Raw genomic sequence first — 11,586 nt, 5'->3', positions numbered from 1 at the left:
TGCCGCATCGCTGGACGCCCGCCTAAACTTCTGCTCGTAGATTCGGGATCCCGTCAATGTGGGATGGCTAGGCGCTTACGATTGAAGGCAATTCCTACCGTTTACGGGAGCATGCCGCGCTGATCCCGGAGCATCTGCGTAACCGTCTTCCTCTCAACGAGACCGGCAATACGGCTCAAACAAAGCGTCGTCCTGGACGGCCAAAAAAGGAGGAAAACATGTCAAATCCGGGCTGACCACCCATGTAAAGGGTGGGGAATTTTACTCCGGAAAAAATGGGGAAATTCCAACGGCATTGACAAGAGCCGCGTCAATGCATCCACGCATCGCCCTCGCCGTCATGTACGTGTGCAGGGATGAATTTCGCCTTGCGACAGCGGTCAATGTGCGACCGCTGTCGCCTGGCATATCCGGGTTGGCTCCCACACCAAGTAAATAGTCAACTGCATCGATGACGCCGCGTTGACCCGTCTGAAAAAGCGCAGTTTCCTTTTTCTCATTGACTGCGTCCACATCGGCGCCGGCATCAACCAGGATCCGCATCATTTCTAGGTTTGCGGCGCGTGCAGCGCCAAACAATGGCGTCTCGCCATCCTTGTCACGTGCGTCAGGATCTGCACCCGCAGCCAGCAGCATTGTCGTCATTGCGGCAGCGTTGGCCACGTGCAGTGCGGTTACATTTCTCACACCGCGGCCATTGGGATTGGCGCCGACGTCGAGCAGGTAACGCGCCGTGCCTGCCTGGCTATGTTTTACCGCCGCTATGAGCGGTGTGTCGATGTTTGCGCGAGTGACGTTGACATCGTCGCCAGCGTTGACCAGCCAATTGATGACAGCATCCAGTCCCATGCCGGCTGCCAGATGGAGTGCCCGCAGCCCCCTCCGATTATGAATCTGCCAATCGATACCGCGCTGGAGCAGGTACAAGGCGCAGTTCTCGCAGCCAGCCTGGATCGCATGGAACAGGGCGGTCTGCCGGACACGATCAACGGTATTGATGTCGATCCCGTGCTCATTCAGAAGCAGGGCGAGCGTATCAGGCGCACCTGCCGATGCGGCGGCCAGAAAGCTTTCATTGTCGTTGCGTTGCCTGGTTTGGTTTTCGGTATTGAGATACATTGCAAGCGAGTCTTTTGTATGGGTGCTGGCGCAGGGAAGGCAGGCCATGTAACCCTAACCGGGTACACAGGATCTCTTCCATGCATTGATCAGTGAACTCTGACAACAGCAGACGAAAAAAATCCTCGTCGACACCGTTTTAGCCTTCTTTTCACGTCGGCGTATCTTCCTAAATGATTGCATTGTTGACTCTTATGCAAGGGTGAGGGCTATTCCTATAGGGCAGGACGACGCATCTCAATCGGCAACCCGTCGATGTCAGGCACGGTGCCTTAGCAGTGCAGTGCAACTTGTCGGTCTCGGGCTTTGGATCTCTCCTGGCGAATCCAATCCTGTGTGGCGGCGGATTGCGGCTGGCGCACCTTCGAATCCAGATACTGGATATGTTGATCGAGGAGGACGCATTCTTCCGACGTGGATTGGGGCGCACCCATCGTCAGAACAGCTTGCCGACCGGTGTCTTCTCGTTCCGCTGCCTTGCGTTGCGCCATCAACATCAGCAAATCCGCTTTCGGCGGATTGGTGATTCCGCCAGAATCATGTAGCACGACAGTTTCAGTTCTTGAACCCTTGGGACATTCCGTATCCGAGTAAATGGTTTTGCCGTTCACAATGCATTTTCTGATTTCGTTTGCTGCGGGTGGACGGGTGGCCGTAATGCCGGAATGATTGGCTGCAGGCTGACGGTTGGCGCTAGGAGAGTCGGTCTGGTGTTCCGGGACTTGCTCCCTTTGCGTTGGATCCCTTCGGAAAATGCTGGAAGAGATCGACGTCGACCTGTCCAGGAACCATACACCTGCGCTAACGATCGCTATGCCGAGTAGGATGGATAAGACGACGTCTGTTCGTATGCGCATTTCCAATTATCCTTATCGCTTGCTTACTGGCAGAACGAACAATTAGAGCGCAAAGGCAATCGATGCGCATCCCACAAATATGAGAAGCATTGTGGCACTCCTGCACCTTCATCGGCATAACGGGGATGCCATCAAACGACGAAGCGGTACCGCATTAAATAGGTTGGATAGGACCGTCATTGAGTAAGGATGGACGGCCTGTCCGCAGGCGACGGACTGTAGCAAAAAAGCGTCAACGTACGGTGAATGATCTACCTTGTAATAAAAACACGCTACTCTTATGCGAGTCGAAAAAACACATGCATATACACAGGGGAATAGGGTGGGTGCCATTGGATGGATTGCAGCAGTGTTTAGCATTGCCATAGCGTTCGGGGCGGCTTGCCTATGGTTGAAACGTCAGCAGACAATGCGGGAGCGTGCCGGGGTTCGCGGGTATCCACGTGGTGGAGAGATGAGTGACCTCAACCGGTTACTGCAAGAAGGAGCCATCTCGCCTGAAGAATACGAGTTACTGAAGCGGCGCATATTGGCGGGGCAGGTTTATTAGCGCAACCCAGTACTATGGATTGAAACAGGGCTCCTCTGTGAAATGTGCGACCCCCGCGGGACTATAATTTATTGATCCTGATCAACACGCCTATTCTTGCCATACCGTCAGACTCGGATACACTTTGCGTCGTCGAGGGTAGAGGCAAAACAATCCACAATAACAAACCCGACAAATCACTCATGGTCTGGCTAATACAACCATCACTGACCATGGGCTCAAAAAATCATATAGGAAAGAGTGTTATGGCAACAGGTACCGTCAAGTGGTTTAACGATTCCAAGGGATTCGGTTTTGTCACCCCTGATGAGGGAGGTGAGGATCTATTCGCTCACTTCTCCGCAATCCAAAGCTCGGGATTCAAGACGCTGAAGGAGGGGCAGAAGGTGTCTTTCGAAGTGACACAGGGCCCGAAGGGCAAACAGGCTTCCAACATCGTGCCGATGTAAAAATAGTCCTATTGAAGTCACTCGCTAAGTGCCCCCCTAATCAGTCAGAGCACGACGTCCCGGGTGTTAATCGTGTCCATGCGCCGGTCAGGACGGCTTGAAAGCGGTTAGCTTGCGGTCGACGTCTTGCGTGTATAACGACGGTCCCGTCCATGTCCCTCGGCGTTGATTTCGCCATTCTTCGACAGAACGCTCAACGCATTCGACAAGCGCTGGTTAAGCTTTTTCTTGTCTTCTGCCGATGGACGGATGCCCAGTGCGGCGACGGCTGCCTTAAAAACGTCCGAAGCCGATTGCGGCGTATCAGTCAGTAACGACGGCCAGAAGTCTTTGCCAGTGGAAGGCAGCTTGGACTTGGTTGCCGGCTTCAAGTCAGCCTTCTGCCGAGTAGTACTAGCCGCCTTGGGTTCCGCTTTCCGGCCGGTTAACGAGCGGCCACGTCTAGTCCGTGATTCTGTGGCAGGCGCTTCGATTGCAGCCAGCGTTTCCAGCACGTCCTCCAGGTTTTCGACCAGTTTTGAGTAGTACATCATGCCTTGACGGGCATGCTGCAATTCAAGTTGAACAGCCTTCGCTGCGGATCCGGTATTTGCCATGGAAGTCTCCTCTTGAAATGGAAATACAGTTTAACAAGTTATGGCAGAGACAGTTTGATATGTATTTTGTTCTTTAATTTGCAGGTGCCTACGGAAAAAAACAGCGTCTTTGGATAATTCAAAAGGCATAGGCAATAGAGGAATGCTTTTAGGGAACGGCACCTTAAGCCCGGACCCAGGATGGGTTGAATAGTCTTTGGTCGGTACAGGCGAAAAAAAACCCGCAGACCTTGCGGCTTGCGGGTTCAATCCAATTCAAGGAGAGTTGGAGGAGACAGGTGATACTTTATCGCTATACCGGATCGTTGTCCTCTTTATTGTTGTTATAAGAGGTATAACCAATGGTGATATAGCCAATGAATAAGCCCGCTCGACGATGTGCCAAGCGGGCTTATTGCCAGTCTCTCTCGGTCTCTTGTCTTGGATTTTTAGGTACTACGGGCGGGATGGTACACTGAAATATGACAAATCTGTGAAAAAACCATATAACAATGCCTCCTCTCGACGCCATCAAAACCGCCTGCCAGCAAGCATTGGAAGCCTCCGACCAGAATGCCGATTGGCGTGCTGCTTATTGCGAAGTCGTCGATCCCGCCTCTGTCCTCAACCTCGTCGAACAACTCGAATCACACGACAGTGACCGCTCGACGGGCGAAAGGACCGCCTTCATCAAACTGGTGCGCGACCTGACGGGATATATCAAACTGACGACCGGTGACAAGCCTGATCCGGTACGCGAAGATTTGCTGCTGCAAGCGAAGGAAATTCTTGCCCAGTTCGGCGGCTAGTCAGCCGTTAGCGGAGCCGCGTGGGAGGCAATTAGATCCAGCGCCTAACATGAAAACAAGGTCACGCAACTTTTCACGTGCCTGTATAAAACCAAGCTCCCGTCGCCACCGGTTCAAATCAATAAAGCCGGCAGCGCCAAGGGCACAGCACGCAATGCTTATCCCCTGAAACGCTGTATTGTCCAGCTCGCCATCGAGAACGCGTACGCATAGAAATGGAACAGTTTGTACCTCTGGTAGCGACTTAGCTAGGCGAAGCAAATCGAACATCTTGCTTTCCGCAAAATGCGTTCCGCAGACAATGACATCAAACCCATCATTGAGCCGGTTCGTTGCTTCCTGCATTGAGGTACAGAAGGTCAAAGCAAAGCACTCTCCCCACGCCTCCTGAACGATAGGGACAACTTCAGGTACTTCCGCTACCAGCACATTCGGCTTTTTATTGAACATGTCGCTCTCTTATTGTTGTGATACAACATATGTCTCATTGAAAGATTATCGTACCCAATTCTCTTTTAGGGAACGAACATGCTATTCTTGCAGGATTCGTTCACCTGACCACCCCAGGCCTGTCTTCCGGATGATGTCCGGCGGATTTGCATAGGGTTAGCTCTATCGGTTCAAAAACCAATGAGCATATATCTCCATGGCCATCATGAACTTAATTAAGCCTTCCATGCCGCATAGGTAGCGCGTAATTCGCATCCGAGTTGATGTGGTCACTCGGTCAGGGCGAAATTGCCTTACTCATTGAACATCTGCAATTTATACTGAGAATTCATGCCCCGCAAACCAGAATCGGTCGCTGCTCCTGCCGTCATCAAATGGACAGAAGAAGAATGGGAACTGATCGCCAAACGTCTCCTGGAAGTCAAGGGGCGCGACATATTGAAGTCAGCGCAACTTGATGAAGTCAAGGCCAAGGATGTGTTCCTGGCGCAGGATGCGTTACCAAAAGCCCGGCATCGCAAGCTTATTTCGCTTTCTCAAGGCTTTCAAGCGATCCGGCAGCGACTGCATGGCATCATGCAAAAAATGGACAGCACTACGCCGCCAGAGGACTTGTCTGCCGGCTCCGAGGAATCGAGTACTTACGCAGAACAATCTTCAGCCAAAACATCGAGCAGACAACATAAGCGTCAACCAGGTCATCAAGTGGAAGAGCGCGCTACTATTCAACGCGGTCCGGATGCGCCCGCAGAGATGAGCAAGCCGACGAACGAAGATGCCGGTGAGACGGTTCCTGCAACACCACGCAGCGAGCCGATGCCGAGTAGTGCCGTGCCAATTCCAGCAGGCAGTCCACAACCGAATAGCAGGCAAAACGAATCGGAACCGGCTCATCGTTCCAGTCACACTGGCAGCGGACATGCCCGACCTGCGCAGATGGCGTCGCCGGCCGCAACAGGCGAATTCATCGAGCTGGCACGCCCGTTCGTCTCGATGGTATGCCAGGAACTGGCGAATGCTCTGGTCGCGCGATTGATGGAGCAGGGCGGTGGCCAAGCAATGTCGTCGATATTCCAATCCATGACGACTGGTGCGACCTATCCGTCGTCGCGTGAATCCCAGCGTCGGCAGGGACAATCGAACACGCAGTCCTATGCTAGCCGGGCATCCCATGACGAATCCATTGCGGCTGCTGAGCATTCGGTGACCACTGCGCAGGCGAGCGATCATCATGATGATGACCATGACGAAGCAGATGTACAGCCATTGTTTGATCCAAAGCTTCCGCCCTCAGCCAATAGTGCTTTCAAGCCGATGGTCGCATTGATTGGTACCAGCACAAGTGATTTCGATGATCTGCAGCGGTACTACCCGCAGCTGGAACTGAAGGTGGTGTCGCTGGAAGATCTTCGTACCGCACCATCACTGCGCAGCTGCCAGCGGATGATCGGCTTGCGGGAAGATATTCCGGCACCGGCAGACGATTACCTGAGGAAGACCTTCAGGAACCGATACCTGCGTGTCATCGGCGGTGTAAGCCAGGTGCGTGAACAACTCAACGCCTGGCTGGCCAATCCCGGCACCATCAATGATCCACCGCGTTGGCCGCGCAAACAGGGCAACGCCAGTGGAAAAGGACAGGGGGCTGGCTTCCCAAAGAAACGGCAATTTCGCCGTCCCAAGAACACTCCTTGATCTTGCCTGCCAGTGACAGTTGCAGACACAGACGTTTGTCTCACTATCGTCTGTGACTGCAGCAGTTGGCCTTATCTGCCCAGGCTAGCCGATCAAAGGTTCTAACTCAAATTTTATCGAATAGAGGCGGACGGCTGGCGAGTAACCGAAGTGGCCCGCGTATAAATTGTTGATGCAGAGTGGTCTTCTTCAGACCAGCGCTCCCATAACGCTGGCACCGCACGCGTGGCGTAAACTAAAGAGGGTTTTGCACTCACGGTCACGCCACAATGAGGACATTCAATGACACCCGCGCGCATGACGGTACGGGCAAAGCATGGACTGAAATGCTCAACTTCGTAAAGCCGACGGCAAAGGGCATTGCTGCATCTCTCAAGATGAACTGACATGCGTGCCTCCGTGATGGGTTTTGGTTTTTGTATGTCCGTGGCGACAGATTCAGAATACATCGGTTCGAGCAGAACGCAAATGGAATTTTAGCGTACCACTATATCGCTGGGTTACGCCTGATTTGGTACCGTATTTGACACCATGATGGTGCAGTAGCGTGACGTGCCGGTATCGCTCATTGTCGCGCCTTCTGGTCGTCGATGAATGAACATTTGTCCGCCGCCCAGAAATTGCATTTCGCTGTCGGCAGCGGTGCGCGTTATTGCGACGGCTAACAGCTCAAATGCCAGTTTGAGGGAAATGGCGGAAGAAGCAGTATTCTACCCAGCCCTATTTACCAAACCCTGATGCTCACCAATTCGAACCTGCATCACTCTCGTCGACCTGACGCAAGTGCATAAGGCCATCAATAGGCTCCGTACCTATGCTGCCATCGCTTGCCTTATCTTCCGTCTGGTCGTTAGGCTGTCGCCGCCCGGTAGGGCGCCAAAACGAATCTTGGCGGCCTAGAGGCTAAGACGCTGGTGAGGTTCGCTCGGTTGTTTATATTGCACTGCGCGATGACAAACGACCACGATTGGTGGAGAATCAGCCTGCAGTAAAAAATCCAATCCCAAAGAGGACCGGCAGGAGACACAAAAGCCCGTAGCATGCTTTGCTGCGGGCTTTTTCGTTGATATTCATGATGAGAATGTCAGTCATCACGTATAAAAAGCAGACTTAGGGAAACAGCACGCTTATCATTGACCTGTCTCCTCCAACTCTTCTTGAATTGGATTGGCCCGCTCTCTGCAAGGATAGCGGGCTTTTTTCTTTGTGCCGTCCAGGTGCAGGTTGGTGGATCGTTCGTTTCCTTACCAGACTCGGCGTAACGATGCGCCAAAGGATGAGAAATTGGTCATTGACCCTTGTGACAAGATCGATATCGCACGGATTATTGTGGAACGCATTGATGGCGTCGTTGCACAAGCACGTGTCAGCACGTTGGGCTTGGCAAACACCGTGTTGGAACGCTGGGCCAGCGATGTGCCGGAAGCCGGTGAAGGCCAGTGCCAAATCCAGATCATCTTTGAAGACGGCTTTCAGTACCGTAGTCAGTTTGGCCTAAGTCGGTCCCAAAAACGCATTTCGCTGGCCAAGGTCTTGCGTCAGCAATTGACGGCGATGGCGTCGCCGGACACGAGCCAACGCAAACGCAAAGACCGCACTGGACCGATCACCACCATAGAGCAGCCAACGCTGCCATTGACTGTTGACGCGATGCTGGCGCGCTATGACATTTAGCGCGGTGTCCGATCTCTTCCTGAAGTGAGAAGGGGTGGGGCTGTAGCGCAGAAAAATTGAACTATGACACGCAGTAATAAGGATCTAGTCCAAGCGACCTTTTTGAACGACTTGCGCAAGCAGCGCATGTCGGTCGTCGTGTACCTGGTGACCGGAGTAGGGCAAGCTGGAAAAATCGACTCGTTTGATCAGCATGCCGTGCTATTGCGACACGGTGATAGCGTGCAGCTCATCTACAAACACATGATCAGCAGTATCATGCCCGGGACAAAACCCCTGCCAGCTCTGGCATCAAGTCCGGTACAACGAACAGTGAAGCGTCCTGATGCCAACTCAGTGCCTGTGGTGACCCGCAAGGTATCGCGTCGAACGATAGTTCGTGACGAATAACCTTGCCCAAGTCCAGATGAGCAAGTCAATGAAAGTCAACGGAAGGTGGTGCTGGTATTCGTTCCGCCCGCCAGCTCCGGTGGATGCAGCCTGTTCTTTTGAAATTGAGGTCTCACTCTGATGGCTGCATGGGGTGCGATTGTACAGAGCAGGGACATGATTGCGTCAGTATCACTATTGATGCGAATCAACGAGCAAGGTAACCCATTCCTCGAGCAAGGGCCCCATCAATTCACACTAGACGTTTGCTGGCCACCAGTCGAAGGCTTCCTGGCGTAATACGAAGATCGACTGTGTCTGGTCCAAATAAAAGCGAGAGGTCACTGCGCTCCATTGGCCAACGACCTTTCGGCCGTCATGCAAAATGACGATGTACCGCTTTCCATCCTGCGGTTCGTACAGCCGGTCGTCGTGTTTGGTACGGGTTTTGATCTTCATGGCAGCTCAACACACGTCTACATGGCTTGTCAGCAGATCTTCGATGCAGGCTTTGCTATAGGCATCCATGTCGAGAAATCGAACTTCCACGTTAAATCCTTCTGCCGTGGGATCGCAATAGACCACTGTACCCCATGCATTAATCCGTCGCGGGCTGTCTGGAACCTCAATCGCGATGGCATAGTTACGACCGATTTCGAGAGGGCGAAGACTGAATAGACCGAGGCCATGCAACGACACATCCAACGTGATGACGGAATAGGGGCCAACGTCGTCCATAAGCACCTTCGCGTCAAAGGAAAAATACCGGCGTCGGTATGAGCGCTGTTCAATGCCAGAGGAGGAAGACATGCCGCCATTATAGTTCCGTAGGGAAATCATGTTTCAACCTTGAAACATTTATTGCGGAGCATCAAACGCGAGTGCAACCAGTATTCCAGTATTCGATGTCCTCGACTATCGTCATTGCCAGAGCCATAAAAAAACCCGCAGGAGCGATACGCTGTGCGGGCCATAAAACCCAAACCGGAAGGTTGGGAGGAGACATGAAGTAGATAGAGATCCTTTTGCCAAGTTCAAGAGGGGTATTGAGCATTTTCTTTTGGTACCTCACCCTCGATAGCAAAAAATCATTGGTAGCACACGCGGACCTGACTTGGCTCGTATGTTGAAATCAGAAGTATGGAGAGGGTAAAAGGAAGTTGTGAGCGAGATGCTACATGAGGAACAGGCTGAAGTTGCCTGAGTCTAGGACAGATACGGTAGAATAGCCGCACTGTCTTTTTATACAGTGAAAGCAAATGATGGCAACGCAAATGAAAACCGCGAAGAGCGATATCGATGTCTTGAATCGCTATGGGATTGCCGATGCAGCCAGATCACGCATTACCGCGCAGATTCTTCGCAACGTCACCAGGCCGGCTCAAAAACAACAAGTACAACCTCAAGTGCCTAGAATGTCAAAAGCAAAAACACCGGGTTGAATGTGCAGTGCACCGCTCAATCGTTTTATTCACCGGTAAATAAAATGCTCAAGGTACTGCAGCCTGCACAACTCAAGGGGTAGTCCGTCGACTACCGCTGCGACAAATTTAAAAATCTATATTGCGCTCACCGCTACAGGTGAGCGCGTTACATCGAGCGGCTCTTGAGCCAGTCACGGGCGCCTGCGTCCATCGCCGCGGCAATGACTTCTGGTGGCAAGCTATAGACCGTAGCCCAGGCGGCACGCCCGTCTGCGGTGTTGGAGGGGAAGCTCGCCGTTTCTATTGGCCAGTGATACTTGCGCTTCAGAGTTCTCACGATGGCGGCAAGTGTCACTCGTCCGCGGAGCGGCTCTTCACCAGTTTGGTCTGCGTTGGAAAGCAGAACAGCGAGGACGGCGCCACGCGCGGTACGCGGGCCGGGGAAAATAGGAGATTTGGCAGGCATCACGATATTCTAGCCTTGGCGCCAATTTGCTGCGGTTTCCGTCTTTGCGTATCTTATTGCTGCTAATCGCAGCCGCACTGCATGACGAACTTTGTGGTCCTCCAACTGGAGCATCGCAAAACACTACGAGCAATTTAATATTGCACGATCATTTTCACATTGCCATAACAGCTGTTCTTTGCTTGCCGTAACGATGGGAGAGAACAGGGCAAATATAAGGGAAGCAGGTTGCGGAGGCGCGTACGATTTAACATAAATATATCTTCTGCAGTTTGCCTCGCGGGATACCGGGGCAGCACATTTAATTACGTCAATTCATGGTGGGTGTATGACTTGCGATGACTATTGGACAGAGGGCCCCATTGTAAAGACCGACACTGCATGGCTGAGGTGCATTGCTTGTTCGTGCAGCGTACCTGACGAAGCAGCAGCTTGCTCGACCAGCACTGCGTTTTGCTGAGTCACTTTATCCATGTGGCCTACTGCATCATTGACCTGCTGCACCCCCAACGCCTGTTCATTGCTTGCCGCCGCAATCTCATCGACTACATGCGACATGCGGGCGACCGCATCGACAACCTGAGCCATGGTAACTCTGGCACCTGNACCCCCAACGCCTGTTCATTGCTTGCCGCCGCAATCTCATCGACTACATGCGACATGCGGGCGACCGCATCGACAACCTGAGCCATGGTAACTCTGGCACCTGTTACGAGGCTGCTGCCCGCGTTTACTTTCTCAACTGAGTCGTCAATCAGGTGCTTGATTTCTTTTGCGGCGGCGGCCGAGCGCTGTGCTAATCCACGTACCTCGGCCGCAACCACTGCAAAGCCACGACCGGATTCTCCTGCGCGAGCTGCCTCAACCGCTGCGTTCAATGCCAAGATGTTGGTTTGAAAGGCAATGGCATCAATGGTGCTAGTGATTTCAGCGACACGTTTGGCTGAATCGGATATGGCAGTCATAGTTGCGCCCACATCGGCAACGGCAGCATCGCTACGTCGGGCGACAGCATGGGTTTCTTCCGACAACAGCCTCGCTTGCTGCGCATTGCTCGCGTTTTGGCTAACTGACCTTGCCCCGATTTCACGTACAGCAGGAAATTTGGTAATTTTCTGTCTGTACGGAGGGAGTAATGGAAGAGAAATC

General features: G+C 52.8%; 13 protein-coding genes and 1 pseudogene. 6 read left to right on the top strand and 8 right to left on the bottom strand.

The genetic code is table 11. From position 1 onward, the window contains the following. Positions 1-261 precede the first annotated feature (261 nt). Positions 262-1,119 carry an ankyrin repeat domain-containing protein gene (locus RY831_RS32105; protein WP_326510364.1) on the bottom strand — a complete coding sequence of 286 codons (858 nt, stop codon included), beginning with the start codon at positions 1,117-1,119 and terminating at the stop codon, positions 262-264. Positions 1,120-1,391: 272 nt separating this feature from the next. After that, a complete protein-coding gene (locus tag RY831_RS32100; protein WP_326510363.1) occupies positions 1,392-1,730 on the bottom strand; it encodes a hypothetical protein in 339 nt (112 codons plus the stop codon). A gap of 1,041 nt (positions 1,731-2,771) precedes the next feature. Here RY831_RS32100 and cspE point away from each other — a divergent pair. Beyond that, a complete protein-coding gene (gene cspE, locus RY831_RS32095) occupies positions 2,772-2,975 on the top strand; it encodes a transcription antiterminator/RNA stability regulator CspE (RefSeq protein ID WP_326510362.1) in 204 nt (67 codons plus the stop codon). A 107-nt stretch (positions 2,976-3,082) separates the two neighbouring features. Here the strand turns inward: cspE and RY831_RS32090 are convergent, their stop codons facing one another. Then, on the bottom strand, positions 3,083-3,571 hold the full coding sequence (locus RY831_RS32090; protein ID WP_326510361.1) for a hypothetical protein: 489 nt from the start codon (positions 3,569-3,571) through the stop codon (positions 3,083-3,085). Between the two features lie 491 nt (positions 3,572-4,062). Between RY831_RS32090 and RY831_RS32085 the strand changes: the two genes are divergently transcribed. After that, on the top strand, positions 4,063-4,359 hold the full coding sequence (locus RY831_RS32085) for a hypothetical protein (protein ID WP_326510360.1): 297 nt from the start codon (positions 4,063-4,065) through the stop codon (positions 4,357-4,359). Here RY831_RS32085 and RY831_RS32080 read toward each other — a convergent pair whose 3' ends face one another. Further along, positions 4,360-4,809, bottom strand: a complete 450-nt coding sequence (locus RY831_RS32080; protein WP_326510359.1) for a class I SAM-dependent methyltransferase — start codon at positions 4,807-4,809, stop codon at positions 4,360-4,362. It abuts the gene before it with no gap. A 330-nt stretch (positions 4,810-5,139) separates the two neighbouring features. On the opposite strand from RY831_RS32080, the gene RY831_RS32075 reads away from it, so the two are divergent. From RY831_RS32075 to hfq, 3 genes are all read left to right on the top strand, one after another. Continuing rightward, positions 5,140-6,504, top strand: a complete 1,365-nt coding sequence (locus tag RY831_RS32075) for a hypothetical protein (RefSeq protein WP_326510358.1) — start codon at positions 5,140-5,142, stop codon at positions 6,502-6,504. A 1,284-nt stretch (positions 6,505-7,788) separates the two neighbouring features. Next, positions 7,789-8,178: a hypothetical protein gene (locus RY831_RS32070; protein WP_326510357.1), complete on the top strand. Its 390-nt coding sequence runs from the start codon at positions 7,789-7,791 to the stop codon at positions 8,176-8,178. Between the two features lie 63 nt (positions 8,179-8,241). Further along, positions 8,242-8,568, top strand: a complete 327-nt coding sequence (hfq, locus tag RY831_RS32065; RefSeq protein ID WP_326510356.1) for an RNA chaperone Hfq — start codon at positions 8,242-8,244, stop codon at positions 8,566-8,568. Between the two features lie 237 nt (positions 8,569-8,805). On the opposite strand, the gene RY831_RS32060 is transcribed toward hfq, so the two are convergent. Both RY831_RS32060 and RY831_RS32055 read right to left on the bottom strand, forming a co-directional pair. Continuing rightward, positions 8,806-9,006: a hypothetical protein gene (locus RY831_RS32060; RefSeq protein WP_326510355.1), complete on the bottom strand. Its 201-nt coding sequence runs from the start codon at positions 9,004-9,006 to the stop codon at positions 8,806-8,808. Between the two features lie 6 nt (positions 9,007-9,012). Further along, a complete protein-coding gene (locus tag RY831_RS32055) occupies positions 9,013-9,387 on the bottom strand; it encodes a PilZ domain-containing protein (RefSeq protein ID WP_326510354.1) in 375 nt (124 codons plus the stop codon). A gap of 434 nt (positions 9,388-9,821) precedes the next feature. Between RY831_RS32055 and RY831_RS32050 the strand changes: the two genes are divergently transcribed. Next, positions 9,822-9,989, top strand: coding sequence for a hypothetical protein (locus tag RY831_RS32050; RefSeq protein ID WP_326510353.1), 168 nt, complete (start codon positions 9,822-9,824; stop codon positions 9,987-9,989). 148 nt (positions 9,990-10,137) lie between these two features. On the opposite strand, the gene RY831_RS32045 is transcribed toward RY831_RS32050, so the two are convergent. Together RY831_RS32045 and RY831_RS32035 are read right to left on the bottom strand one after the other, a co-directional pair. Further along, the gene (locus RY831_RS32045; protein WP_326510352.1) at positions 10,138-10,308 is read right to left on the bottom strand and encodes a hypothetical protein; all 171 of its coding nucleotides are present in this window, start codon (positions 10,306-10,308) and stop codon (positions 10,138-10,140) included. Positions 10,309-10,779: 471 nt separating this feature from the next. Then, positions 10,780-11,586, bottom strand: a pseudogene (locus RY831_RS32035) (methyl-accepting chemotaxis protein); the annotation flags it as partial.

The organism is Noviherbaspirillum album (assembly GCF_035916955.1).
Taxonomy (GTDB): domain Bacteria; phylum Pseudomonadota; class Gammaproteobacteria; order Burkholderiales; family Burkholderiaceae_D; genus Noviherbaspirillum; species Noviherbaspirillum album.
Note: the sequence above shows the minus strand (reverse complement) of the source record. Positions and strands in the feature narration are given on the sequence as shown.